General features: G+C 62.1%; 18 protein-coding genes. 11 read left to right on the plus strand and 7 right to left on the minus strand.

What is annotated here, in order from left to right:
• The first annotated feature begins 116 nt into the window (after positions 1-116).
• The 7 genes from AC07WS_RS13065 (at position 117) to AC07WS_RS13095 (ending at position 5,466) form a co-directional block, all read left to right on the plus strand.
• Positions 117-1,514, plus strand: a complete 1,398-nt coding sequence (locus tag AC07WS_RS13065) for a protein adenylyltransferase SelO (RefSeq protein ID WP_494729493.1) — start codon at positions 117-119, stop codon at positions 1,512-1,514.
• A gap of 14 nt (positions 1,515-1,528) precedes the next feature.
• Positions 1,529-1,924: a peptide-methionine (R)-S-oxide reductase MsrB gene (gene msrB / locus AC07WS_RS13070; RefSeq protein WP_494729494.1), complete on the plus strand. Its 396-nt coding sequence runs from the start codon at positions 1,529-1,531 to the stop codon at positions 1,922-1,924.
• Between the two features lie 12 nt (positions 1,925-1,936).
• Entirely contained in the window at positions 1,937-2,566 is a 630-nt protein-coding gene (locus tag AC07WS_RS13075; protein WP_494729495.1) for a septation protein A, read from the plus strand.
• Complete coding sequence (locus AC07WS_RS13080) at positions 2,563-2,847, plus strand: BolA family protein (RefSeq protein ID WP_494729496.1); 285 nt, start codon at positions 2,563-2,565, stop codon at positions 2,845-2,847. Before AC07WS_RS13075 ends, AC07WS_RS13080 begins: the two co-directional genes overlap by 4 nt.
• Before the next feature lie 122 nt (positions 2,848-2,969).
• Entirely contained in the window at positions 2,970-3,749 is a 780-nt protein-coding gene (locus AC07WS_RS13085) for a peptidylprolyl isomerase (protein WP_494729497.1), read from the plus strand.
• A 103-nt stretch (positions 3,750-3,852) separates the two neighbouring features.
• A complete protein-coding gene (locus AC07WS_RS13090) occupies positions 3,853-4,629 on the plus strand; it encodes a peptidylprolyl isomerase (protein ID WP_494729498.1) in 777 nt (258 codons plus the stop codon).
• Positions 4,630-4,689: 60 nt separating this feature from the next.
• A complete protein-coding gene (locus AC07WS_RS13095; protein ID WP_494729499.1) occupies positions 4,690-5,466 on the plus strand; it encodes a DNA alkylation repair protein in 777 nt (258 codons plus the stop codon).
• 44 nt (positions 5,467-5,510) lie between these two features.
• Here AC07WS_RS13095 and purL read toward each other — a convergent pair whose 3' ends face one another.
• A complete protein-coding gene (purL, locus tag AC07WS_RS13100) occupies positions 5,511-9,560 on the minus strand; it encodes a phosphoribosylformylglycinamidine synthase (protein ID WP_494729500.1) in 4,050 nt (1,349 codons plus the stop codon).
• 268 nt (positions 9,561-9,828) lie between these two features.
• Between purL and AC07WS_RS13105 the strand changes: the two genes are divergently transcribed.
• The gene (locus tag AC07WS_RS13105) at positions 9,829-11,469 is read left to right on the plus strand and encodes a response regulator (RefSeq protein WP_494729501.1); all 1,641 of its coding nucleotides are present in this window, start codon (positions 9,829-9,831) and stop codon (positions 11,467-11,469) included.
• On the opposite strand, the gene AC07WS_RS13110 is transcribed toward AC07WS_RS13105, so the two are convergent.
• The 3 genes from AC07WS_RS13110 to AC07WS_RS13120 all read right to left on the minus strand — a co-directional run bounded on the left by AC07WS_RS13110 (position 11,470) and on the right by AC07WS_RS13120 (position 15,674).
• Positions 11,470-11,613 carry a hypothetical protein gene (locus tag AC07WS_RS13110; protein ID WP_494729502.1) on the minus strand — a complete coding sequence of 48 codons (144 nt, stop codon included), beginning with the start codon at positions 11,611-11,613 and terminating at the stop codon, positions 11,470-11,472. It abuts the gene before it with no gap.
• A gap of 117 nt (positions 11,614-11,730) precedes the next feature.
• Positions 11,731-12,063 carry a GNAT family N-acetyltransferase gene (locus AC07WS_RS13115; RefSeq protein ID WP_494729503.1) on the minus strand — a complete coding sequence of 111 codons (333 nt, stop codon included), beginning with the start codon at positions 12,061-12,063 and terminating at the stop codon, positions 11,731-11,733.
• Positions 12,060-15,674: a hydantoinase B/oxoprolinase family protein gene (locus AC07WS_RS13120; RefSeq protein ID WP_494729504.1), complete on the minus strand. Its 3,615-nt coding sequence runs from the start codon at positions 15,672-15,674 to the stop codon at positions 12,060-12,062. Before AC07WS_RS13120 ends, AC07WS_RS13115 begins: the two co-directional genes overlap by 4 nt.
• A 97-nt stretch (positions 15,675-15,771) precedes the next feature.
• Between AC07WS_RS13120 and AC07WS_RS13125 the strand changes: the two genes are divergently transcribed.
• Positions 15,772-17,277, plus strand: coding sequence for an NAD(P)H-hydrate dehydratase (locus AC07WS_RS13125; RefSeq protein ID WP_494729505.1), 1,506 nt, complete (start codon positions 15,772-15,774; stop codon positions 17,275-17,277).
• A gap of 22 nt (positions 17,278-17,299) precedes the next feature.
• Here AC07WS_RS13125 and AC07WS_RS13130 read toward each other — a convergent pair whose 3' ends face one another.
• Positions 17,300-18,019, minus strand: a complete 720-nt coding sequence (locus AC07WS_RS13130) for an ABC transporter ATP-binding protein (protein ID WP_494729521.1) — start codon at positions 18,017-18,019, stop codon at positions 17,300-17,302.
• Positions 18,020-18,050: 31 nt separating this feature from the next.
• Here AC07WS_RS13130 and AC07WS_RS13135 point away from each other — a divergent pair, with 31 nt between their 5' ends.
• Both AC07WS_RS13135 and mnmH read left to right on the plus strand, forming a co-directional pair.
• The gene (locus AC07WS_RS13135) at positions 18,051-18,701 is read left to right on the plus strand and encodes an arylesterase (RefSeq protein ID WP_494729506.1); all 651 of its coding nucleotides are present in this window, start codon (positions 18,051-18,053) and stop codon (positions 18,699-18,701) included.
• Complete coding sequence (gene mnmH, locus AC07WS_RS13140) at positions 18,698-19,759, plus strand: tRNA 2-selenouridine(34) synthase MnmH (RefSeq protein ID WP_494729507.1); 1,062 nt, start codon at positions 18,698-18,700, stop codon at positions 19,757-19,759. Before AC07WS_RS13135 ends, mnmH begins: the two co-directional genes overlap by 4 nt.
• A 90-nt stretch (positions 19,760-19,849) precedes the next feature.
• Here mnmH and AC07WS_RS13145 read toward each other — a convergent pair whose 3' ends face one another.
• Both AC07WS_RS13145 and AC07WS_RS13150 read right to left on the minus strand, forming a co-directional pair.
• On the minus strand, positions 19,850-20,356 hold the full coding sequence (locus tag AC07WS_RS13145; protein WP_494729508.1) for an FxDxF family PEP-CTERM protein: 507 nt from the start codon (positions 20,354-20,356) through the stop codon (positions 19,850-19,852).
• A 230-nt stretch (positions 20,357-20,586) separates the two neighbouring features.
• On the minus strand, positions 20,587-22,500 hold the full coding sequence (locus AC07WS_RS13150) for a SurA N-terminal domain-containing protein (RefSeq protein WP_494729509.1): 1,914 nt from the start codon (positions 22,498-22,500) through the stop codon (positions 20,587-20,589).
• Between the last annotated feature and the right edge of the window lie 445 nt (positions 22,501-22,945).

The following is a 22,945-nucleotide window of genomic DNA, read 5'->3' on the forward strand; positions in this document are numbered from 1 at the left end:
CCGTCTGCTGGGGTAAAATCTAAGCTTACTCCGAACCGGGAACTGCCATTACTGCCTCCAAACTGCCTTTAGACAATTCCTTCGCGTCCCTGCCGCCCGCCTTTTACACCCGCTTGATGCCGACGCCGTTGCCGGCGCCTTACCTGGTCGCCGTCAGCGCGCCGGCTGCGGAGCTGATCGGGTTGACGCCCGAGCAGGTGGCCGACAGCATCGACGTCCTGGCCGGCAATGCCGCGCCGGAACGCGCGCAACCGCTGGCCGCCGTGTACTCGGGCCACCAGTTCGGCGTGTGGGCCGGCCAGTTGGGCGATGGTCGCGCCATGCTGATCGGCGACGTCGCCACCGCCGAGGGGCCGATGGAATTGCAATGGAAAGGGGCCGGCCTGACGCCCTACTCGCGCATGGGCGATGGCCGTGCCGTGTTGCGCTCGTCGATACGGGAATTCCTGTGCTCGGAGGCCATGCACGGGTTGGGCATCCCCACCTCGCGTGCATTGTCAGTGGCCGGTTCCGATCAGGGCGTGATGCGCGAAACCGTGGAAACCTCGGCCGTGGTGGTGCGCCTGGCACCCAGCTTCGTGCGCTTCGGCTCCTTCGAACACTGGTTCTACCGCAACAAAAACGACGAGCTGAAAATCCTCGCGGATTACGTCATCGACCGTTTTTACCCGGAGTTGCGGACGGAAGCCAACCCATATCAGGCCTTCCTGGCTGAAGTCACGCGCCGCACGGCGCACATGATCGCCCACTGGCAGGCGGTCGGCTTCATGCATGGCGTGATGAACACCGACAACATGTCCATCCTCGGCCTGACGCTGGACTACGGGCCGTTCGGCTTCATGGAAGCTTTCGATTCCGACCACATCTGCAACCACACCGACCAGCAAGGCCGCTATTCGTATGCAAATCAGCCACAGGTTGGCCACTGGAATTGCTACGCGCTCGGCCAGGCCCTTCTGCCCCTGATCGGCGAAGTGGATGCGACGCAAGCCGCGCTGGATATCTACCAGCCCGCGTTCGCCGCCAAGATGGATGAGCTGCTGCATGCCAAGCTGGGCCTGACAATGCTGGAACAGCACGCCGACGCGGATCGCGCCCTGTTTGACGCCATGTTCGCGCTAATGCAGGCCAACAGCGTCGATTTCACCCTCTTCTTCCGCCGGCTGAGCGATCTCAAAGCGGCCGACGCCAGCGGCGACGAACCGTTGCGCGATCTGTTCATCGACCGCCCTGCCTTCGATGCCTGGGCCAAGCAGTACCATGCCCGCCTGCAAGCCGAGGCCAGCGACGACGCCGCGCGCAAGCTTGCGATGAATCAGGTCAACCCCAAATACGTGCTGCGCAATTATTTAGCGCAGGTTGCTATTGAAAAGTCTCAGAATAAGGACTTTACTGAAGTGGAGCGCTTGCTGTCAGTTTTGCGGCGCCCATACGACGAACAGCCTGAGCACGATCAATATGCCGCCTTGCCGCCAGACTGGGCAAGCCATCTCGAAGTAAGCTGTTCTTCTTAAGCGAGCAATAAGCCATGACCAATAAAATAACGAAATCCGACGCCGAATGGCGCGCCATGCTGGACCCGATGGAATATCAAGTCACGCGCCACGCCGCCACCGAACGCGCTTTCACCGGCAAGTTCTGGGATCACCACGAACACGGCATCTACACCTGCGTTTGCTGCGATACGCCCCTGTTCCGCTCCGACGCCAAATTCGATTCCGGCTGCGGCTGGCCGAGCTATTTTGAAGCGCTCGATCCCGCCAATGTCATTGAAAAAACCGACCGCACCCATGGTATGCTGCGCACCGAAATCATTTGCGCGGTGTGCGACGCCCATCTGGGCCATGTGTTCCCGGACGGCCCGCCCCCAACCGGGTTGCGTTACTGCATTAATTCAGCCTCCCTGCGCTTCGACCCACAATAACTTTAAATCAACATGAAATTTCTGTTCGACCTGATCCCGCTGCTGCTGTTCTTTGCCGCCTACAAGCTGTCCGGCTGGAATGCCGACGCGGCCCAGCACTTCATCAACACCTACCTGAGCGGCATGGTTTCCGGCGGCACGGTCACGCCGGACCAGGCCCCGATCGTGATCGCCACCCTGGTCGGCATCCTGGCAACCATGGCGCAGATCGGCTATATCAAGGCGCGCGGGCGCAAGGTGGACTTCGTGCTGTGGTTCTCGCTGGCCATGTTTGTATTCTTTGGCGGCCTGACCATTTACTTGCACGATGAGGATTTCATCAAATGGAAATTGAGCATCGTCTATTGGTTCTTTGCATCCGGCCTGCTGGTAAGTGAGCTGGTCTTTAAAAAGAATTTGATGCGCAAGTCGATGGAGGAGATCATCCAATTGCCGGACCTGATCTGGAGCCGCCTGAACCTGGCCTGGATCTGTTTCTTTGTCGCAATGGGCTTCCTGAACTGGTATGTGGCCTTCGTTTTGTTTAAAGGCGACACGAGTTCCTGGGTCAGCTTTAAGGCGTTTGGTTCGACCGCGATCATGTTTGTGTTTATCGTCGGTCAAACTATTTACCTTTCCCGCCACATCAAGGACGAAGCATGAGCGGAATCAATAACGACAGCCGCATAGACCGCATGCGCAGCCGCTTCCAGGCCGCCCTGTCGCCGCTGGAAATGACGCTGGAAGACGATTCCGCCATGCACGCAGGCCATGCCGGCGCCGCCTCGGGTGGGGGTCATTACAACGTTAGAATTGTTTCGTTACAATTCGAGGGGCTCAAACTCGTCACAAGACATCGACTCGTGTATGATTCCGTGCACGATATGATGCATAAAGAAATTCATGCATTGGCCATTACCGCATTGGCTCCGTCCGAAGTATGATGTAGCGCTTGGTCTGCGAACGGTCGCTATCGGTTTCAAAATAATTGAACACAAAGACAGATAGCTGATCTAACTCCTGCCCAGGCAATTTCGCTAAAACTTTCCCCTTACAGGAATTAATAATGACTTTCAAGCCAGCCAGTTTGCTGATTGCACTTCTCGCCGTTGCCGCAGTGCCTGCTTTCGCACAAAACGTTGCCGTAGTTAATGGCAAAGCCATCCCAACCTCGCGCGTAGAGGCTGTCGTCAAGCAAGTTGTTGCTCAAGGCCAGCAGCCTGATTCGCCACAACTGCGCGAACTGATCAAGAAAGACCTGATCGGCCGCGAAGTGATGATGCAGGAAGCGGAAAAGCAAGGTTTCGGTAAAGATGCAGCGGTCAAGACGCAAATCGAAAACGCCCGCCAAGCCATCATCGTCAACGCGCTGGTCGGCGACTATATCAAGAAGAATCCGGTTTCGGACGCCGACATCAAGGCTGAGTACGACCGCTTCGTCGCCCAGAACGGCGACAAGGAATACCACGTACGCCACATCATGCTGGCAACCGAAGCTGAAGCCAACGACGTAATCGCCAAGATCAAGGCCGGCGCCAAGTTCGAAGAGCTGGCCAAGTCGTCGAAAGACACCGGCTCGGCAGCCAACGGCGGCGACCTGGACTGGGCAGTACCATCGTCCTTCCCACCAGCGTTCTCGGCAGCTTTCGTCGGCCTGCAAAAAGGCCAGGTCACCGAGAAGCCAGTTCAAACCCCGAACGGCTTCCACGTGATCAAAGTGGACGACATCCGTCCAGCCAAGCTGCCTACCCTGGAAGAAGTGAAGCCGCAAGTTGCGGAAGCACTGGCCCAGAAGAAATTGCAAGCCTACCAAGAAGAACTGGTCAAGAAGGCAAAAGTGCAGTAATGTTATAGATGAAGGCGGCGCCCTGCGGGGCGCCGTTTTTAATTTTGCGTTGGTACAATGCACCGCCCGAGTGCGATTTCTAGTTTTTTTATAGGATTTAATAATGATGTTGAAGCCAGCCCGCCTGTTGTTAGCACTGATCGCTGTTGTAGCAGCACCGGTATTCGCGCAAAACGTCGCGACCGTCAATGGCAAGGCTATTCCGGCCGCCAAAGTAGATCAAATGGTCAAGCAAGTGGTCGCCCAAGGCCAACAGCCTGACAGCCCGCAACTGCGTGAAATGGTCAAGAAAGAATTGATCGGCCGCGAAGTCATGATCCAGGAAGCGGATAAACAAGGTTTCGGCACCAAGGCCGAAGTCAAGGCTGCAATCGAAAACGCCCGTCAAAGCATTATCATCAATGCGATGCTGGCCGATTACGTCAAAAAGAATCCAGTTAAAGACACCGAAATCAAAGCCGAATACGACAAGTACAAAGCCGCGATGGGCGAGAAAGAATATCACTCGCGTCATATTCTGGTAGCGACCGAACAGGAAGCCAAGGATATTATCGCCAAGCTGAAAGCCGGCGGTAAATTCGAAGAATTGGCCAAAGTATCGAAAGACGGTTCGGCCAATAACGGCGGCGATCTGGGCTGGATGACTCCTGGCAAACTGGTCAAGCCTTTCGCTGATGCGATGGTTGCCCTGAAAAACGGCGAGATTACCCAGACCCCGGTTAAAACCGAATTCGGCTTCCACGTGATCAAGCTGGAAGAGTCCCGCGCCACCAAGCTGCCTTCGCTGGAAGAAGTTAAAGGCCAGGTCGCTGAAGCTCTGCAACAGCGCAAAATCGCGGCATTCCGCGACGAGCTGACCAAGAAAGCCAAGATCCAGTAATCAGCTTTCACTTCGCTAAAAAGGGCGCCTCGATCGAGGCGCTTTTTTTTCGCCTGCAGTATGCCGTTCAAAGCCAGAATCTGGCTAATACACGCCAAGTTCTGGCTTGATTGCGGGGCTGAAGCCGAAATCATCTATACTCTTGCTGCCCCCACCAGCCCCCCAAAGCCCATGAATCCTGAATTCCGTGCCAACTTGGACACCGCCCTCGCCTCCGCCGCCGAGCCTGGCCGCGCGCCCGCCATGCGGGCTTATATGCGCGATCAGTTTGATTTTCTAGGAGTCGGTACGCCGCAGCGCCGGATGGCCACCAAGCCTTTGCTAAAGCTTTTTAAAGGCAGAGGGGCCGACAATATTCTCCTCTACGCACGCGAATTGTGGGAATTGCCGCAAAGAGAATATCAATATGTCGCCATAGACTTACTCGCCATGCACAGCAAGGAATTGGAACTCGGCCACATACCCGAATTGCTGGAACTGGCGCAGAATAAATCGTGGTGGGATACGGTCGATGCCTTGGCCTCGGTAATCAGCGATATTTTGCATTACCGCCATGACGGCATGGATCAGGCTTTAACTCACGATAATATGTGGGTGCGCCGGATCGCCCTATTGCATCAATTAGGCTGGCGCGACAAGGTCGATACAAACAGGCTATTCAACTATTCCATCGCGCTGGCGCACGAGAAGGAATTCTTCATACAAAAAGCGATAGGCTGGGCATTGCGGGATTATGCCCGCTTCGATCCGGAAGCAGTTCGGATATTCACGCTAAGAGAAAAACTTCGGTTATCGGCGCTCAGCTACCGCGAGGCTAACAAACATCTTGGAGCATAATAAAAAAGGCCGGATCGCTCCGGCCTTTTCTGATTCAACTATTATTACCCAACGAACTTGCGCGCGTTGCGGAACATGCGCATCCATGGAGAATCTTCGCCCCACGATTCAGGATGCCACGATTGCTGCACCGAGCGGAATACACGTTCCGCGTGCGGCATCATTACCGTGAAGCGGCCATCCGCCGTGGTTACCGAAGTCAGGCCTTGCGGCGAGCCATTCGGGTTATATGGATAGGCTTCGGTGGCTGCACCGCGGTTATCGACAAAGCGCATCGCTGCCACGGCCTCGTTGATATTGCCGGTCTGCGTGAAGTCCGCATAACCTTCGCCGTGGGCGATGGCGATCGCGGTCTGGGTGCCGGCCATGCCGTTGAAGAAGATCGACGGCGAATCCAGTACCTCCACCATCGCGAAGCGCGCTTCGAACTTCTCCGATTTGTTGGTGGTGAACTTAGGCCACGCATGCGCGCCAGGGATGATGGACTTCAGGTTGCTCATCATCTGGCAACCGTTGCAGACGCCCAGGCCAAAACTGTCGGTGCGCGCGAAGAAGCGGGCGAACTGCTCGGCCAGCGCGGCGTTGAACAGGATGGTCTTGGCCCAGCCCTCGCCGGCGCCCAGCACGTCGCCGTACGAGAAGCCGCCGACAGCGATAATACCCTGGAAGTCATCCAGCTTGACGCGGCCCGCAATCAGGTCGCTCATGTGGACGTCGACGGCATTGAAGCCCGCCTGGTGCATCACGTACGCGGTCTCGATGTGCGAGTTGACGCCCTGCTCGCGCAGGATCGCGACACGCGGGCGCACGCCGGTCGCCAGGAACGGCGCGGCGACGTTCTCGGTCAGATCGAAGGTGATCTTCGGCGTGATGCCAGGATCGGTTTCGTCCAGGATGCGGTCATATTCAGCGTCGGCGCAAGCCGGATTGTCGCGCAGACGGGCGATGCGCCAGCTGGTTTCGCTCCACAGGCGGTGCAGTTCCGCGCGCGGTTTGCTGTAGATGGTCTTGGCGTCGCGGGTGAACTCGATCACGCCACGGTCGTTCGGCTTGCCGATGATATGGCTGCACGCGCCCAGGTTGAAGGTGCGCAGCACGTCCATCACCAGCGACTTCTCTTCGGCGCGAACCTGGATCACCGCACCCAGCTCCTCGGAGAACAGCGCGCGCAGGGTTTGCTCATTGCGGCGTTCGGCGATCTGGCCGGCCCAGTTCTTGGCGTCGCCCTGGTCGGCACCGTGGCCTTGTTCCAGCGTCAGGATGTCGAGGTTGATCGACAGGCCCGCGCGGCCGGCGAAGGCCATCTCGGTCAGCGTGCCATACAGGCCGCCGTCGGAACGATCGTGGTAGGCCAGCAGCTTGCCGTCGTTGTTCAATTGCTGGATCGCGGTGAAGAACGCCTTCAAGTCTTCAGGGCTGTCCACATCCGGCGTCTCGTTGCCCAGCTGGCCCATGACCAGCGACAGCGCCGACGCGCCCAGACGGTTCTTGCCGCGACCCAGATCGATCAGGATGATGGCGGTGTCGCCGGCATCGGTCTTGATCTGAGGCGTCAGCGACTTGCGCACGTCGTGCACCGGCGCGAAGGCCGAGACGATCAGCGACACAGGCGAGGTGACAGCTTTCGCATCGCCCTCGTCCTTCCAGGTGGTGCGCATCGACAGCGAATCCTTGCCGACCGGGATGCTGATGCCCAGTGCCGGGCACAGTTCCATGCCGACTGCCTTGACGGTGTCGAACAGCGCCGCATCCTGGCCAGGCTGGCCGCAGGCGGCCATCCAGTTGGCGGACAGTTTGATGTCGGAGATATCCTTGATCGGCGCGGCGGCGATGTTGGTGATCGCCTCGGCGACCGCCATGCGGCCCGACGCCGCTGCGTCGATGACGGCCAGCGGCGTACGCTCGCCCATCGCCATCGCTTCGCCCAGGTAGCCTTCGAAGCTCATCGCGGTGACGGCGCAATCGGCCACCGGCACCTGCCATGGGCCGACCATCTGGTCGCGCACGGACATGCCGCCCACGGTGCGGTCGCCGATGGTGATCAGGAAGGACTTGTCGCCGACGGTAGGCAGCAGCAGCACGCGCTTGGCCGCCTCCTCCAGATCCATGCCGGTCAGGTCGATCGCCGGGAATTCGTTCTGCACGTGATGCACGTCGCGCTGCATCTTGGGCGGTTTGCCCAGCAGGACATCCATCGGCATGTCGACCGGCTCGTTGCCCAGCTCCGGATCGATCAGCTTCAGTTGACGTTCTTCGGTCGCGGTGCCGACCACGGCGAACAGGCAGCGCTCACGCTCGCACAGCGCCTTGAACATCGGCAGGCTGTCCGGCGAGATCGCCAGCACATAGCGCTCCTGCGATTCGTTGGACCAGATTTCTTTCGGCGCCATTCCGCTTTCTTCCAGCGGGATCTTGCGCAGGTCGAAGATCGCGCCGCGCTTGGCGTCGTTGGTGATCTCCGGGAAGGCGTTCGACAGTCCGCCTGCGCCGACGTCGTGGATCGAGATGATCGGATTGTTCGCGCCCAGCTGCCAGCAGCCGTTGATCACTTCCTGCGCGCGGCGCTCCATCTCCGGATTGCCGCGCTGGACCGAGTCGAAGTCCAGGTCCGCGGTGTTGGTGCCGGTGGCCATCGACGAAGCAGCCGAGCCGCCCATGCCGATGCGCATGCCGGGACCGCCCAGCTGCACCAGCAGACTGCCGACCGGGATGTCGTTCTTGTGCGTGTGCTGGCCGGAGATGTTACCGATACCGCCCGCGATCATGATCGGCTTGTGGTAGCCGAACACGGTGTCGTGCGCGCCGGCGAACTGCTTGCCGATATTCTGTTCGTAGGTGCGGAAGTAACCGCCCAGCACCGGCCGGCCGAATTCATTGCTGAACGCGGCGCCGCCCAGCGGGCCTTCGATCATGATCTGCAGCGCCGACGCGATGCGGTCTGGCTTGCCGTAGGCCTTGCCGCTGTTGCGGTAATCAGCGGATGACGAGGTGACGACGCCGTCGTTTTCCCAGGCCTGCACGGCGCCCGGCAGCATCAGGTTCGACACGGTGAAGCCGGTCAGGCCGGCCTTGGGCTTGGCGCCACGGCCGGTCGCGCCTTCATCGCGGATCTCGCCGCCGGCGCCGGTGGAGGCGCCAGGGAATGGGGAGATCGCGGTCGGGTGATTGTGGGTTTCCACTTTCATCAGCGTGTGCGTCAACTCGGTGGCCGGCGCGTACTGGTGCGCGTCGCCCTGCGGGAAGAAGCGCATCACTTCCGCGCCTTCCATGATCGACGAGTTGTCGCTGTAGGCGACGATGGTGCCTTTAGGCTGCAACTGGTGGGTGTTCTTGATCATGCCGAACAGCGACTTCGGTTGCGCCACGCCGTCGATGGTCCAGTCGGCGTTGAAAATCTTGTGGCGGCAGTGCTCCGAGTTCGCCTGCGCGAACATCATCAGCTCGACGTCGGTCGGATTGCGGCCGGCCTTGGTGAAGGCGGCGTCCAGGTAGTCGATCTCGTCGTCCGACATCGCCAGGCCCAGGTCCGTATTGGCCTTCTCCAGCGCGGCCTTGCCCATGCCGATCACGTCCACCGATTCCAGCGGCTTCGCTTCCAGCGTGCGGAACAAGCCCGCCGCTTCGTCCGGATGGCGCAGCACCGACTCGGTCATGCGGTCATGCAGCAGCGCGGCGACGGCCTGCACTTCGTCGTCCGACAGCTTCTTGGCGGCGCCGATGCTGCTGCCCAAGATGCCGCTCTTCAGATTGATGCGGAACGCGATGCCCCGCTCGACGCGCTTGATGTGCGCCATGCCGCAGTTGTGGACGATGTCGGTGGCCTTGGAGGCCCACGGCGAGATCGTGCCGAAACGCGGAATGACGAAGAACTCTTCGACCGCGCCGTCGGTGTTGTCGGCGTGGGCCGGCTCACCGTAGGTCAGCAACGCGCCGAGGCGGCTGGTGTCGTCGGCCGACAGCGGTTCGGCGGCATCGATGAAGTGGACATAGCGCGCCTGGACGGCGGCGACGGCAGGCAGCGCGGCTTGCAGTTGAGTTAACAGGCGTTGGCTACGGAATGCGGACAGGGCGTTGGAGCCCGGCAGAATCAACATGGTTGGAGGATGGTTGATGCAGCGTGGCTGCGGATTAAAGGTAGATGGAGCACGAGATACTTGTAATGCAGAATTTCCTTTGCGCGCATTATACCCTTTACCACGCTGTCTATACAGCGCCAATTCGGCCAAAAAAGTGCTGCCGAAGCAACATTTTTGACGTTTTGAGGCCGGATTAATCCACTCTCCGGGCTTGGGCATCGGTTTTTCATAACATTTTGACTTGCCATGGAGTATGCTAGATTTAACTTTAGCTAGGATGCGTAACATGGCGGAATATAGTGAATTGTCGGTGCTGATCGTCGACCCCAATCCGGGAATGCGCGGCAGCCTGCACAACATGCTGAATCAGTCCGGCATCACCAAGATCGATTACGCGGTCAGTTCCGGCACGGCCATCCGCCAGCTGGCCAAGAAGCCGTTCGACATCGTGCTGTGCGAGTACGACCTGGGCAATGGCAGCGGCGAGAACAATGGCCAGGACGGCCAGCAACTGCTGGAAGACCTGCGCCATCACAAGCTGATCGCGCCGTCCACCATCTTCATCATGCTCACCTCCGAAGGCGTGTACAGCAAAGTGATCGGCGCGGCCGAGCTGACGCCGACCGATTACGTGCTCAAGCCCTTCACCGTGGACGCGCTGCTGCAGCGGCTGCGCAAGGCGGTCGAACGGCGCGACGTGTTCCTGCCCATCCACCAGCTGGTGGAACTGGGCAGCATCCGCAAGGCCATCGGCGAGTGTGGGATCGCCGAAGAAAAGAATCCCCGTTACGCGATCGAATTCGCGCGGCTGCGCGCCGAGCTGCTGGTGACGCTGGAGGAACTGGCCGACGCTGAGGTGGTGTATCAGGTAATCCTGATGAACCGCCCTATCGCCTGGGCGCACCTGGGCATGGCGCGCTGCCAGTTCGGTCAACAGAAGTACCTCGAGGCGCAGGAGACCTTGCAAGAGCTGCTGGTCCACAATCCCAAGTTCATGGCCGCCTACGATCTGCTGGCGCGCACGCACGAGGCGCTGGGCCAGCAGGAGTCGGCCAAGAAGATACTGGAGGACGCCGTGGCGATCTCGCCCAACATGGTGCGCCGGTTGCGCCACCTGGGCGAAGTGGCGTTCGAGACGGGCGACGTCAGCGTCGCCGAGAAGGCGTTCAAACAGGTGGTGGCCAAGGCCAAATACTCCGAATTCCGCGACCCCGAGGACCACGTCAAGCTGGTCAAGACGTTGGTCAAGAAAGGCGATGCCAATCAGGCCAGCGGTGTGATACGCGACATGGAGCGTTCATTGCGCGGCAGCGCCAACGTCGAAGCTTGCCGCGCCATCGCCGCCGGCCTGCTGCAGGAAATGACCGGCAATATCAGCGGCGCGGCGGCGGAGCTGACCACCGCCGTCAACGCCGTCGGCGCCAGCCGGGGCTTGTCGACCGGCCTGAAAATCGGTCTGGTGCACAGCTGCCTGAATGTGAAGCTGGACCAGCAAGCCTCCGACCTGATGCTCAACCTGATGAACGATACCGAAAGCGGCGTGTCGATGGACGATGCGGTGCAAGTGTTCGAAAAGGCCGGCCGCCACGACCTGGCTGCGGGCATGGGGGAACAGATCAAGATCCATGTGGACGAGCTGATTGCCCACGCATCCGAACAGCGCACCCAGGGCGACCTGCGCGCGGCGGTCGATACGCTGAACGCGGCGCTGCGCAAGGCGCCGGCCAATATGTCGCTGCTGCCGGCGGCGACGTCGGCGATACTCAAGCAGCTGGACGATCTGGGTTGGGAGGTGCCGCTGGCCGAACAATGCGCCTTCCTGCTGGAGCGCATGCGCAAGATCGATCCGTCCCATCCATCGCTGGAGGCGCTGCAGGCGCAGTATTCACACACCCAGCGCAAGTACGGTATCGCGACAACGGCGTAGTTACAGAATCAGGGAACCAGGGAAGTTCGACAGGTGGGAAATCAGGTACCACGTCACGAAGTACAGGGCGCACAGCAGGAAGGCCGACAGGATCGCGCCGTTGGCCGAGCTGCGCCCGCGCAGGAGCTTGAGTAGCGTACGCACCGGGTCCTCCCCTCCATCTGTTCATCGAACCGAAACTTTACGCCGCCCCCCTGTACTGGACAAGCCGGGAATCGCTGGTACCGTTTTTTGATGCCGATGGTATCGGATGATGGATCGTTAATCCGGGATCAACGAGAATACATGGGCGGCCATCGGCTCGCCGCGCAGCTTGAGGCGGTTGCGCGCGTTCAGCTGGTTCAAGCCGCCGCCACCGACCAGCGTGGCGCCGTCACCCAGGAATATCCCGAATTCGTGCGCGCTGCCGTCGATGCGGCTGGCGTCGCAAAACTCGAACCACGACAGCGCCTGCTCCTCCGTGTACTCGGCGTGCGCCCACGTCATCCATTTGCCGACGCTGGACATCGACTCGCGAATGGCCGCCGCAAACGCCGGCGCGTCCGCCGCGATAAAGGAGCGCAGCAAAAAGCGTCCTGCCTGCAGCTGCGTCATTGGCGGTCCTCGCTCGGGCCATAGCCACCGCCGCCCGGGGTTTCGATGACGAACAAGTCGCCGGGCTGCATGCCGGTCTTGCCGATATGGGCCAGTTCCTCGACACGGCCATCGGCGCGCACCACGGTGTTGCGCCCCAATGCGCCTGGCTCACCACCGGCCATGCCGAACGGCGCCTGGATGCGGTTGTTCGACAGGATGGCGGCGGTCATCGCCTCAAGGAAGCGCACCTTGCGCACGCCGCCGTTCCCGCCACGCCACTGGCCCGCGCCGCCACTACCTTCGCGGATCGCATAGCTCTCCAGCCGCACCGGGAAACGGAACTCCAGAATCTCCGGATCGGTCAGGCGAGAGTTGGTCATATTGGTCTGCACGACGCTGGTGCCATCGAAGCCCGGCCCCGCGCCAGAACCGCCGCTGATGGTCTCGTAGTACTGGTACTGCGCGTTCCCGAAGGTGAAGTTGTTCATCGTGCCCTGGGCCGCCGCCATCACGCCCAGCGCACCGTACAGCGCATTGGTGATGCAGGTGGAGGTCTCCACGTTCCCCGACACCACCGACGCCGGATAGTGGGGATTGAGCATGGAGCCTTGCGGTATCAGCACCTTCAGCGGTTTCAGACAGCCGGCGTTCAGCGGAATCTCGTCGTCCACCAGCGTGCGGAACACGTACAACACAGCCGCCATGCACACCGCCGACGGCGCGTTGAAGTTATTCTCCAGCTGCGGCGAGGTGCCGGTGAAATCGATCTCCGCGCCACGGCTGGCGTGATCGACCCGCACCGCCACCTGTATCTGCGCGCCGTTATCCAGCTGCAGCGTGTAGCTTCCGTCCTTCAGCGCGCTGATCACGCGCCGCACCGATTCCTCGGCGTTGTCCTGCACGTGGCCCATGTAGGCCTGCACCACGTCCAGGCCGAAGTGCGCCACCATCTTGCGCAGCTCGTCCACGCCCTTCTGGTTGGCGGCCACTTGCGCCCGCAAGTCCGCCATGTTCTGATCGGGGTTGCGTGCGGGGTAGCGCGCGCCTGCCAGCATGGCGCGCGTCTCGGCCTCGCGCAGCTGGCCGCCGGCGGCGCCGTCCACCAGCTTGAAGTTATTGATCAACACGCCCTCTTCCTCGATCACGCGCGAATCCGGCGGCATAGAACCCGGCGTGGTGCCGCCGATGTCCGCATGGTGGCCGCGCGAGCCGACGTAGAACAGGATGTCCGCGCCCGCCTCGTCGAACACCGGCGAGATCACCGTCACATCCGGTAGATGGGTGCCGCCGTTGTACGGATCGTTGAGCATGAAGACATCGCCGGCGCGCATCCGGCCGGCGTTCTCGCGCATCACGGTCTTGATGCTCTCGCCCATGGAACCGAGGTGCACCGGCATGTGCGGCGCGTTGGCGATCAGGTTGCCGTCGGCGTCGAAGATGGCGCAGCTGAAGTCCAGCCGCTCCTTGATGTTGACCGAGTACGCGGTGTTCTGCAGGCGCAGCCCCATTTGCTCGGCGATCGACATGAACAGGTTGTTGAAGATTTCCAGCATCACCGGATCGGCGCTGGTGCCGATGGCGCGACGTTCCGGCAGCGCCACGACGCGCTTAAGCACCAGATGGTCGTGCAACGTGACCTCCGCCTGCCAGCCCGCTTCGACGATGGTGGTCGCATTCGCCTCGGCGATGATGGCCGGCCCCTTGACGATATCGCCGATACGCGTTGCACCGCGCTGGTACAGATTGGTCTGGCGCCATTTGCCGCCCGTGTACATCGGCACCACCGCATGCGGCATCAGGCCGGACACGCGGCGCGGCGCCGGCTCCACGGTTTCGGACGGCGCGTCGGATTTGCCGATCGCCTCCACCGACACCGCCTCCACGATCAGCGCCTTGGACGGCATCAGGAAGGAGTAGCGCTTGCGGTAGGCCGCCTCGAACTGCGCCTTCATGCTGTCGACCGTATCGAACAACACGATCAGCGCCGAATCCGTGCCTTCGTAACGCAGGTGCACGCGGCGTATCAGCACGATGCGCTGATCGTCCACGCCCTGGTGATGCAAGTCGGCGCGCGCGTGGCGGCCCAGCGCGTGCAGGCGCGCCTCCAGGTCTTCCAGTGCATCCTCGCCCAATCGCCTTTCCACCGCGGCTTCGCGCATCGCGGTCTGGTCGGCCAGGCCCATGCCGTAGGCCGACATCACGCCCGCCAGCGAATGGACGAACACCGTCTTCATGCCCAGCGCGTCGGCCACCAGGCAGGCATGCTGGCCGCCCGCGCCGCCAAAGCTGGTGAGCGCATATTCGGTCACGTCATGCCCGCGCTGCACGGAAATCTGCTTGATCGCGTTGGCCATATTGCCGACCGCGATTTCGATAAAGCCTTCGGCCACCTGCTCCGGCGAGGTTTCCTTGCCGGTGGCGGCCTGGATGCGCGCCGCCAGTTCGGCGAACTGCGCGCGCACGGCCTGCGCGTCGAGCGCCTGCCGGCCCTCCGCACCGAACAGCTGCGGGAAGTGATTCGGCTGGATTTTGCCCAGCATGACATTGCAGTCGGTGACCGCCAGCGGGCCGCCGCGCCGATAGCTGGCCGGGCCCGGATTGGCGCCCGCGCTGTCCGGCCCCACGCGATAGCGGCTGCCGTCGAAATGCAGGATGGAGCCACCGCCCGCCGCCACCGTATGGATGCTCATCATCGGCGCGCGCATGCGCACGCCGGCGACCTGGGTTTCGAACACGCGCTCGAACTCGCCGGAGAAATGCGAGACGTCGGTCGAAGTGCCGCCCATGTCGAAGCCGATCACCTTGTCGAAACCGGCCAGCTTGCTGGCACGGACCATGCCGACTATGCCGCCGGCCGGGCCGCTCAGGATGCTGTCCTTGCCCTGGAAGGCGCGCGCGTCGGTCAGGCCGCCGCTGGACTGCATGAACTGCAGGTTCACACCCGGCATCTCCTTCGCCACCTGGTCGACATAGCGCCGCAGGATGGGCGACAGATAGGCATCCACCACGGTGGTGTCGCCGCGCGCGACCAGCTTCATCATCGGGCTGACTTCGTGCGAGACCGAGACCTGCGTGAACCCCATTAACCGCGCCATCTCCGCCACCTTGACCTCGTGCGCGTGATAGCGGTAGCCGTGCATGAAGACGATGGCCAGCGAGCGCAGGCCCATGTCGTAGGCCTGCGCCAGGCCGGCGCGGGCCGTTTCCATGTCCAGCGCGGCCACGGTGTCGCCGTGCGCGCCCATGCGCTCATCGATTTCAATCACATGGCTGTATAGCAGTTCGGGCAGCAGGATGTGGCGGTCGAACAGGCGCGGGCGGTTTTGGTAAGCGATGCGCAGCGCATCGCGGAAGCCGCGCGTGATGGCCAGCGCGGTCGGCTCGCCCTTGCGCTCCAACAGCGCGTTGGTGGCCACGGTGGTACCCATCTTGACGGCGCCAATCTGCGCCACCGGAATCTGCTTGCCCTTGGCGACGCCCATCAACTGGCGGATGCCGGCGATGGCCGCATCCGGGTACTGCTCTGGATTCTCCGACAACAGCTTGAGCGTACGTAGCCGCCCATCGGGCGGACGAGCCACGATGTCGGTAAACGTTCCACCCCGGTCTATCCAGAACTGCCAATCCATGCAAGCCTCGCTGCGATCACTGAAGCGTATATTGTAGTGTCTCGGCCGCGCACGGGACAGCGGGCTTACAACATAATTTAGATGCTAAAATTACACCATGAATCCACTCTATTCCAGCGCCGAGATACGCGCCATCGAACAAGCCGCCGCGGCCACGCTGCCGGCCGGTGTGCTGATGCAGCGGGCCGGCCAGGCTGGCGCCAACGCCGCGCTGGATCTGCTGCCCTTCTCCACCTCCAAGGCCAAGGTGTTGATATTGGCCGGCCCCGGCAACAACGGCGGCGACGCGCTGGAAACGGCGGCCCACCTGGCCTACGCCGGCGCACAGGTGACGATCCTGCATTTTGCGCCGCAATCGGCACAGTCGGCCGAACGCGAAGCCGCGATGCGGCGCGCGCAGACCAGCGACGCCCGCTTCGCCGATCTCGATCTGGCGATGGTGGCCGGCACCGAATGGACACTTGTGGTGGACGGCCTGTTCGGCATCGGCCTGCAACGCCCGCTGACCGGGGCGCTGCGCGATTTGGCGGAAGCCGTCAACGGCCTCAAATGCTCGGTGCTGGCGCTGGACCTGCCGAGCGGCCTCGATGCCGACACCGGCGCGGTCGTCGGCCCGGACGGCGTGGCGATCCACGCCACCCACACCATCACCTTCATCGGCAACAAGCCGGGCCTGCACACCTGCGACGGCCGCGATTATGCGGGATTGGTGGACGTGTCGCGCCTCGACATCGACATCAGCCTGTTCGCGCCGGCGCGGCTGCATCTGAACGACGTCAAGTTCTTCTCGCGCCATCTTCGCACGCGGCGCCACAATACGCACAAGGGCAGCTACGGCAGCGTGGCGGTGATCGGCGGCGCACGCGGCATGAGCGGCGCGCCGCTGTTGGCCGCGCGCGCTGCGCTCAACAGCGGCGCGGGCCGGGTCTACGCGCTGTTTGTCGAAGATGCGCTGCCTTGCGACAGCGGCCAGCCGGAGCTGATGTGCCGCGTCGCCGACGATTTCGATCTGAGCGAGGCCACGCTGGTCGTAGGCCCCGGCCTGGGCGCATCGCGCCACGCCTCCGAACTGCTGGCGCGCGCCATCGCCAGCGACAGCGCGCTGCTGGCCGACGCCGACGCGCTCAATCTGCTCGCTGCCAATCCGGCGCTGCGCACCGCGCTGGCACAGCGGCCCGCCGCCTGCATATTGACGCCGCATCCGCTGGAAGCCGCGCGCTTGCTGGGCTCCACCATCGCCGAAGTACAGGCCGACCGCATCGGCGCCGCCCGCACGCTGGCGGCCAGCATGAACGCCTATGTCGTGCTCAAAGGTTCCGGCACCGTGATCGCCGCGCCGAACGGGGACGCCGTCATCAACACCACCGGCAATCCCGCGCTGGCCACGGCCGGCACCGGCGACGTGTTGTCGGGCTTGTGCGGCAGCCTGCTGGCGCAAGGCTGGCCGCTGTGGGAGGCCGCGCTGGCCGGCGTCTGGCTGCATGGCATGGCGGCCGACGTACTGGTGACCGAAGGATGCGGCCCTATCGGCCTGACCGCCGGCGAACTGCTACCGGCGATCCGCGTGGCGCTGAACCGCATGGTCCAGCACCACGGCCGCTGAGCGCGCGAAGCCGTTCAAACGTTCAAACCAAGCGCCCCGCAGCTATCGTGATGGTGCGGGCGCAGCGCGCCGCCATCGCCTGGTCGTGCGTGACCAGCACCAGCGTCGAGCCGTGCTGGCGATTCAGGTCGAACATCAGTTTGATGACCGCTTCGCCGGTGGCGGCGTCCAGGCTGCCGGTCGGTTCGTCGGCGAACAGCAGCGGCGGTTCCGTGACGAAGGCGCGCGCCAGCGCCACGCGCTGCTGCTCGCCGCCGGACAGGTACTTGGGATAGTGCTTCAGGCGCGTGGCCAGCCCCACCCGTTCCAGCATGATCTCCGCCCGTTCGCGCGCATGCGTGGCGCCGCGCAGTTCCAGCGGCAGCATGACGTTTTCCAGCGCCGTCAAATGCGCCAGCAGCTGGAAGGACTGGAACACAAAGCCCAGCTTTTCCTTGCGCAGCGCGGCGCGGCCATCCTCGTCCAGCGCGTAGATATCGACGCCGTCGAGCATCACGCGGCCGGCGCTGGGCGTATCCAGCCCGGCCAGCAGGCCAAGCAAAGTCGACTTGCCCGAGCCGGAAGCGCCTACAATGGCGAGCGTCTCGGCTTTTTGCACGGTAAAATCCACCTCGTGCAAAATCGTCAGCTCGCCGCTGGCGTCGGCCACGCGCTTGGCCAGGCCGGTGACGACGATGGCCGGCTGCGCGCCGGCCAGCGGCGCGGCGGCGGCGCTGGACGCCAAGCCCGGTCCATCCGGCATGAAATTGGAAGACGCTTTAGGGAAATCAGGCATGCTGAACGTGTTAAATGGTTTATCAAAAAAACTGAGTGTACAGGCTTTGGCCGCGCTGCTGCTGGTATCGGCGGCTGCGAGCGCCTATTCTGCACCAAAAACCGTGCTGGTGCTCGGCGACAGCTTGTCCGCCGAATACGGCCTGGCGCGCGGCGCCGGCTGGGTCGCGCTGGCCGAGCAAAAGCTCAAGGACCAGAAAATCGACGCCAACGTGGTCAACGCCAGCGTCAGCGGCGAGACCACCAGCGGCGGCCGCACCCGCTTGCCGGCGCTGCTGGAGAAGTATAAGCCGGCGCTGGTGGTGATCGAGCTGGGCGCCAACGACGGCCTGCGCGGCCTGCCGGTGGCCGCCGCCCAGACCAATCTGCGCGCGATGGCCGATGCCGCAGCCAAGGCCGACGCCAAAGTCATGTTGATCGGCATGCGCATGCCGCCCAACTACGGGCGCGATTACGCCGACAAATTCTTCGCCATGTACGGGACGTTGAGCAAGGAGATCAAGGCGCCATTGGTGCCGTTCATGCTCGACGGGATCGCCGACAAACCGCAGATGTTCCAGCAGGATCGCCTGCATCCGCTGGCCGAAGCCCATCCGACCATCCTGGCCAATATCTGGCCTGTTCTACAGAAAAGCATCAAGGCAAAATGAAGTATCCAGAAATTCTAGTCTTCGGCGACGCGCTCCAGCAACTGGACAAGTTCGACACCATCATCGACGTCCGCAGCCCCGCGGAATACGCACTCGACCACCTGCCCGGCGCCATCAACGCGCCGGTACTGGACGACGCACAGCGCATCCAGGTCGGCACGATGTACAAGCAAGTCAACTCGTTCGAAGCCAAGAAGGTTGGCGCCGCGCTGGTGGCGAAGAATATCGCCGCTCATATCGAAGCGCTGTGGCTGGACAAGCCGCGCGGATGGCGGCCCTTGATCTACTGCTGGCGCGGCGGCAACCGCAGTGGCTCGATGGCCCACATCCTGGCCAAGATAGGCTGGCCGGTGGCCCAATTGGACGGCGGCTACAAGGCCTTCCGTGCCCACGTCAACGCGGCGCTGGAACAGCCGCCGGGCTTGAACTTCAAAGTCGTCTGCGGCACCACGGGCAGCGGCAAGAGCCGCCTGCTGGAGGTGCTCCACGCGAACGGCGCACAGGTGCTGGACCTGGAACAGCTGGCTGCGCATCGCGGCTCGGTGCTGGGCAATCTGCCTAGCCAACCGCAGCCCGGCCAGAAAGCGTTTGAAACCGCGATCTGGAATACGCTGCGCCACTTCGATCCCGCGCAGCCGGTGTTCGTCGAATCGGAGAGTAAAAAGGTCGGCAACCTGCGCGTGCCGACGGCCCTGATGGATGCCATGCGCGCCTCCGACTGCATCGCCCTGACGCTGTCGCGCGCGAACCGCGTGCGCCTGCTGATGGAGGATTACGCGCATTTCACCGACAGCCCTGCCTCGCTCAACGAGCAGCTGGAATTTCTGACGCCGCTGCACGGCCGCGAAAAGATCACCCGCTGGCAGGCCATGGCGGTGGGCGGCGAGATGCCGGCCCTGGTGGAAGAACTGCTGGCCGATCACTACGACCCGGCCTACCTGCGCTCGATCGACCGCAACTTCGTCAAGTTCGGCCAGGCCTTGCCGCTGGAGTTGGAGGATATCGATAACGCGGCCTTCCACCAGGCGGCTTTGAAGCTGATGGCCCTGCCTTCCTGAGTCGCGACCTGGAAACGCCAAGCCCCGAGAGCCGGCTTCCGGCTGTCGGGGCTTTATTACGTTACGATGCGCGTGTGCGCTGCAGGGCTGTCAGCTTTTTTTACGGCGGCGCCCGAGGTAGGACAGGATGCCCAGGCCGCCCAGCATCATGATGTAGGTTTCAGGTTCAGGCACCGGATCGACATTCAGCGTGCCGGAGTAGCTGGCCGAGACGCTGTTGGCCGTGCCATTCACCGTCAGCACCAGCGGGCCGGTCACCCAGGTAGGATTGAGCCAGCCGGCTTCGAAACCGCCGGTCGGCGTGAACGTCAAGGCATTGCCGTTCAGGTCAGCGGAGTAAAAGTCGATATCGTGGTTCACGCCCAGGCTCATCGTCTGCACCCAGACATTCAACAGGCTGGGGCCCACGGACGGGCTGAAGGTAAAGACATCGGTGAAGGTACCGACTACCAGATGGTCCAACCCGAAGTGGGTGCTGTAGCCGGTTGCTGGCGTACCGCTTAGCGCGACATTGACGTTCTGGCTGTCGCCGGCGGCGTAGCTTGTAATCGAGGCGGCCGCCAGCGCGGTCCCGATTAAGAGCGATTTTAGTTTCATAATTGTCCCTGGAAGAGAGTGGAAACCGAATGCGCCTGATGAGCTAGCGCGCCATTTGACGTTACACCCGCCAAATTTAGATGTCAATTAATTATTTAAAATGAACAACTAACTAGCAAATGTGTAGGCAGGGACTGGGCGAGGGAAACTGCTGGGAGATGGCGCGGGCGCGCCGTAGAGGCAGGGAACTACTGAGCCGGGAAGCGCCGCGCGCTTCCCGGAATACCGACTTACTTCACTTCTGCTACTGTGGTTTTTACGACAGGCTTCAAGATCTTGACCTTGGCCTTTTGCTTCAGCAATTCGATGTAGTCGTACATCTCTTGCTGGGCCACAATGTTGTTGATCTGCTCGGCTTCCGACTTGCGGCGGGCTTCATCCTGAACTTCGGGCTGCTGCACCTTGCCGATGCGGTAGATGCCATAGCCCATGCCAGGCACGTCCACGCCTACGTAGGCTGGCAGCTTGGTGGTGTCGGCTTTCATGACTTCCTGCATCGCCAGGCCGTTCACGCCTTCCGGCTTGGAACGGGACACCAGCTTGGCAGCGCCGAATCCGCTCGCATCGCCCGATTTCTTGAACGCAGCCAGTTTCTCGGCGCCGGCCTTGGCAGCCAATTTGGCCGCCTCTTCCATCGTCACGCGCTGACGGATGGCAGCGTCGACCTCAGCCAGCGGACGCTTGCTCGCAGGTTTGAACTCGACGATGCGGCCGGCCACCAGGGTGCTCGGGGCGGTCTCGACGGCTTCGGTATTGCGCTTGCTGCTAATCGACTCGTTGGAGAACAGCGCGGCCAGGAACTTGGCGTTGTTGTACGGCGCCGGGCCGGCCATCGGCGACGGCGTGCGCGAAACGTTGGCGGCGGTTTCGATCTTCAGGCCCAGCTTGTCGGCGACCGGTTTCAGGCTGTCCGACTGCTCGTAGACGGTGTTGGTGAAGGCTTCAGCCATTTCCGAGTATTTCTTGGACGCCTTCTGCTTTTTCAGCGCCTCGGCCACTTCGGTCTTGACCACGTCCAGCGGCTTGACGACGGCTGGCTTCAGCTCGGTCACCGTGAGGATGTGGAAGCCGAAGTCCGACTGCACGGGATCGCTGATCTCGCCCTGCTTCAGTTTCATCACAGCAGCTTCGACCGATGCGGCCGGCAGCGAGCCTTTGCTGACGATACCCAGGTCGCCGCCCTGCTCGCCCGAAACCGGATCGTCCGACTTGGCCTTGGCGACCTTGGCGAAATCGCCCGGATTCTTGCGCAGCTCGGCCACGATGGCGTCGGCCTTGGCCTTGGCGGCGGCCACTTCAGCGGCGCTGGCGCCCTTCTTCAATGCGACCTGGATGTGTGCGGCGCGGCGGCTTTCCGGCGTCGTGAAAGCCGGCTGGTTGGCGGCATAGTAGGCTGCCACGTCGGCGTCGGTCACGGCGATCTGGCCCATGACGGCGTCGCTGTTGAAGACCACGTATTCGATCTTGGCCTGCTCCGGCACTTCAAAGAACTTGGCGTTCTTGTCGTAGTAAGCCTTGACCATGTCGTCGGTGATCTTCACTTGCGGCACGAAATCGGCGACCGGCAGCAGCAGTTCCTGCACCTCACGCTCCTGCGCGCCGATGTCGGACAAGGATTTGGCCACGGCGCGCGGTGCGAAACCGGTCGCCTGCACGGCGTTGCCCAGCTGCTGCAGGGTCATGTCGCGACGGATGCGCTGGTCATACATGGTCGGCGTCATGCCTTGCGCGGCCAGGATGGTCTTGTAGCGCTCCATGTCGAACGCGCCCTCGCCGCCAAACTGTTCCTTGATGATTTTTTGCAGCTGGGCGTCGCTGACGCTCAGGTGCGAACGCCCCACCTCGGCAGCCACGGCGCGCTCGGCGATCAGCTGGTCAAGGATGTTTTGCTTGAATTCCGGGGTGTCGAACATCTTCTGGTCGAACTGCGCGCCCAGGCGCTGGCGATAGCTGTCGAGCTGGTTGCGCACGGCATTATCGAACTCTTGCTGGGTCAGCGGTTTGCCGTCGATTTTGGCGATCGTATTGGCGTCGTCGCCGAAGCTCTTATAACTGCCGATACCAACGAAGGCGAACGACGGGACGATAATGATCGCCAGGAGTATCTGCATCAAACGTTGATGGGTACGAATAAATTCAAACATGGTCTGCCAATTCGGATTGAGTGGAACTTGCACATACAAGATTCCGGTTGCGGGATTTTACAGAGAGCCCCCCTCTATAGCAAGAGTAAATCCTTGGCAAAACAGTCACGCCGCCCCGCCGGACAACAAAATCCACGCCGGGTTGGACTTGGTGCGACGCAGCAGCCCGGGCCGCCCGCCGGCAGGCGACGGGTTGCAATCCGTGGCGCGACTGCGGCGAACCCGCACGCATGATGCCACCGGTAAATATATGTTTCCAAAGGAGATAATGTCCGCGAACACGACATTTAAAGCGGAAATATTCGAATTAATATGGGCCGAAAAAAGAAAAACCCCGCAGCTAATAATAGCTGCGGGGTATCTTGTTCTTGGCGGAGCGGACGGGACTCGAACCCGCGACCCCCGGCGTGACAGGCCGGTATTCTAACCAACTGAACTACCGCTC

It is taken from the genome of Duganella sp. GW821-FHT01E12, assembly GCF_059422325.1.

Excerpts from the sequence above, each read along its gene's own strand:
- mnmH (WP_494729507.1), top strand. The coding sequence starts at position 18,698 with ATGAAGTATCCAGAAATTCTAGTCTTCGGCGACGCGCTCCAGCAACTG.
- AC07WS_RS13095 (WP_494729499.1), top strand. The coding sequence starts at position 4,690 with ATGCCGTTCAAAGCCAGAATCTGGCTAATACACGCCAAGTTCTGGCTT.
- AC07WS_RS13105 (WP_494729501.1), top strand. The coding sequence starts at position 9,829 with ATGGCGGAATATAGTGAATTGTCGGTGCTGATCGTCGACCCCAATCCG.
- AC07WS_RS13135 (WP_494729506.1), top strand. The coding sequence starts at position 18,051 with ATGCTGAACGTGTTAAATGGTTTATCAAAAAAACTGAGTGTACAGGCT.
- AC07WS_RS13075 (WP_494729495.1), top strand. The coding sequence starts at position 1,937 with ATGAAATTTCTGTTCGACCTGATCCCGCTGCTGCTGTTCTTTGCCGCC.
- AC07WS_RS13090 (WP_494729498.1), top strand. The coding sequence starts at position 3,853 with ATGATGTTGAAGCCAGCCCGCCTGTTGTTAGCACTGATCGCTGTTGTA.
- AC07WS_RS13145 (WP_494729508.1), bottom strand. The coding sequence starts at position 20,356 with ATGAAACTAAAATCGCTCTTAATCGGGACCGCGCTGGCGGCCGCCTCG.
- AC07WS_RS13115 (WP_494729503.1), bottom strand. The coding sequence starts at position 12,063 with ATGACGCAGCTGCAGGCAGGACGCTTTTTGCTGCGCTCCTTTATCGCG.
- AC07WS_RS13065 (WP_494729493.1), top strand. The coding sequence starts at position 117 with ATGCCGACGCCGTTGCCGGCGCCTTACCTGGTCGCCGTCAGCGCGCCG.
- AC07WS_RS13125 (WP_494729505.1), top strand. The coding sequence starts at position 15,772 with ATGAATCCACTCTATTCCAGCGCCGAGATACGCGCCATCGAACAAGCC.
- AC07WS_RS13150 (WP_494729509.1), bottom strand. The coding sequence starts at position 22,500 with ATGTTTGAATTTATTCGTACCCATCAACGTTTGATGCAGATACTCCTG.
- purL (WP_494729500.1), bottom strand. The coding sequence starts at position 9,560 with ATGTTGATTCTGCCGGGCTCCAACGCCCTGTCCGCATTCCGTAGCCAA.
- AC07WS_RS13120 (WP_494729504.1), bottom strand. The coding sequence starts at position 15,674 with ATGGATTGGCAGTTCTGGATAGACCGGGGTGGAACGTTTACCGACATC.
- AC07WS_RS13130 (WP_494729521.1), bottom strand. The coding sequence starts at position 18,019 with ATGCCGGATGGACCGGGCTTGGCGTCCAGCGCCGCCGCCGCGCCGCTG.
- AC07WS_RS13085 (WP_494729497.1), top strand. The coding sequence starts at position 2,970 with ATGACTTTCAAGCCAGCCAGTTTGCTGATTGCACTTCTCGCCGTTGCC.
- msrB (WP_494729494.1), top strand. The coding sequence starts at position 1,529 with ATGACCAATAAAATAACGAAATCCGACGCCGAATGGCGCGCCATGCTG.
- AC07WS_RS13080 (WP_494729496.1), top strand. The coding sequence starts at position 2,563 with ATGAGCGGAATCAATAACGACAGCCGCATAGACCGCATGCGCAGCCGC.